The organism is Lentzea kristufekii (assembly GCF_033949925.1).
GTDB lineage: Bacteria > Actinomycetota > Actinomycetes > Mycobacteriales > Pseudonocardiaceae > Lentzea > Lentzea kristufekii.
In genome coordinates, this window is sequence record NZ_JAXAVV010000073.1 from 1 (window position 1) to 1,612 (window position 1,612).

At 65.4% G+C, this 1,612-nt stretch carries 2 protein-coding genes; both read right to left on the reverse strand.

Features of this window, described 5'->3' with window-relative positions:
• Positions 1-212: 212 nt before the first annotated feature.
• Complete coding sequence (locus SK571_RS46085) at positions 213-1,223, reverse strand: glycosyl hydrolase 53 family protein (protein WP_319990418.1); 1,011 nt, start codon at positions 1,221-1,223, stop codon at positions 213-215.
• A 19-nt stretch (positions 1,224-1,242) separates the two neighbouring features.
• The coding region (locus SK571_RS46090; RefSeq protein ID WP_319990419.1) for an RICIN domain-containing protein at positions 1,243-1,612 on the reverse strand (370 nt) is incomplete at its 5' end.

Genomic DNA, 1,612 nt, shown 5'->3' on the forward strand with positions numbered 1-1,612 from the left:
AGAAGGGATGTGTGCGAAACGGGCGGCGGGAGATCTGGTCGCGGTCAGGCGGACCGGCTCGATGTCGCCGACCCGCTGCCGGGTTCAGCGCACGTGGATGTTCGGTTGCGGTGGAGTGCTCATGCCGTTGCCGTGCTGCCGAGTTCCACCGTGACGTCGCAGTTGCCTGGCGCCACGGTGAAACTGCGCATGAGTGAGACGCGGATTTGCTGTCACACGTTGAGGAATCCGTCCATGGCGGCGGTAGGGCGCCGGTTGCTCTCCCAGGCGGTCATGTCGTAGCCGGTGAACGGCGAGTAGCCCTCCGGCTCCCAGAAGAATGTGCCGAGCCCGCCGAAGGCCTTGGTGCCGCTGATGAACTGCCGCAGCCCGTCACGGACCTGACCCGCGTTGCCGCGCGGCCCTCCGTACTCGACGTGCATGATCGGCTTGCCGTAGGTGGACTGGATGGTCCGCATGTTGCCGATGATCGGCTGCACGTTGCTGCCCTGGGCGTAGGACGACAGGCCGGTGATGTCCCACTTGCCGCCGTTGCCGCGATAGGCGTTGAAAAACCGCTGGATGCTGTCCATCTTCTGCGGCTGGGCGAGGTGGACCATGACCGGGGTGGTGGGGAAGACCTGTTTCGACACGTCGTAGGCGCCGTTGAGCAGGCCGGTCATCTGCGAGGGCTTGCTGACGCTGCCAACGGGGGAGCAGATACCGCTGTTCTGCTCGTTGCCGATCTTCACCCAGCCCGGTGTGACGCCGCCGGCCTTGAGAAGCGTGAGTGAGTCGTCGACGTAGCGGCGCAGGGCGTCGCGCATCTGCGGGTAGCTCATGTTCGCCCAGGCTTTAGGCGGTTTTTGCACGCCGACGGAGTTCCACGTGTCGCCGAAGTGGAACCCGAGCAGCACCTGCATGCCGGCGTCGCGGCAGCGCTGGGCCATGCGCACGGTTTCCTGGATGCTGCAGTGTCCGTTGGCGGGGCTGTTGGAGGGGTTCACCCAGGTCCGCAGGCTGATCGCGGTGATGCCGTAGCTCTTGAGAATGGTGAACAGGTCCTGTCGCTGACCGGACCTGTTGAGCCAGTAGTAGCCGTTGGCTTCCATCTGCGGCATCCAGCTGATGTCCGCGCCCTTGACGAACGTCGCCGCGGAGGCAGCGGGGGCCGAGCCCAGTGCGAGTGCACCCGCCCCGCCTGCCGCACCGATCAGCAGGCTGCGGCGAGAGATTCCGGTCATGACGGAGCTCCTTCCACGTTCAGGAACGTTTGGTCCAGCTCTGGCTGGAGGCACCGTTGCAGGTGTTCACCACGACGGCTGTGTTGTCGGCGGTGCCACCGGCGTCGAGGCACCGTTCTGACATCGCGTTCGTGACCGTGCCGTCGGCGGTGACCGTCCACTTCTGACTGTCACCGCCGTTGCAGGCGTCGATGGTCACTCGCGTGCCCTGACCGGAAGTGTTGGCGTCCATGCATTTGGCGTTGTTGTAGATGCGCAGTTCGCCGGCCGCTGTCCGAGTCCACTGCTGGTTGGCAGCGCCGTGACAGGCCCAGACGATCAATCCAGTGCCGTTGGTCTGGACCCGGCCGGGCACGTCGACGCACTTGCCGGAGGTGGAACTGACAAGG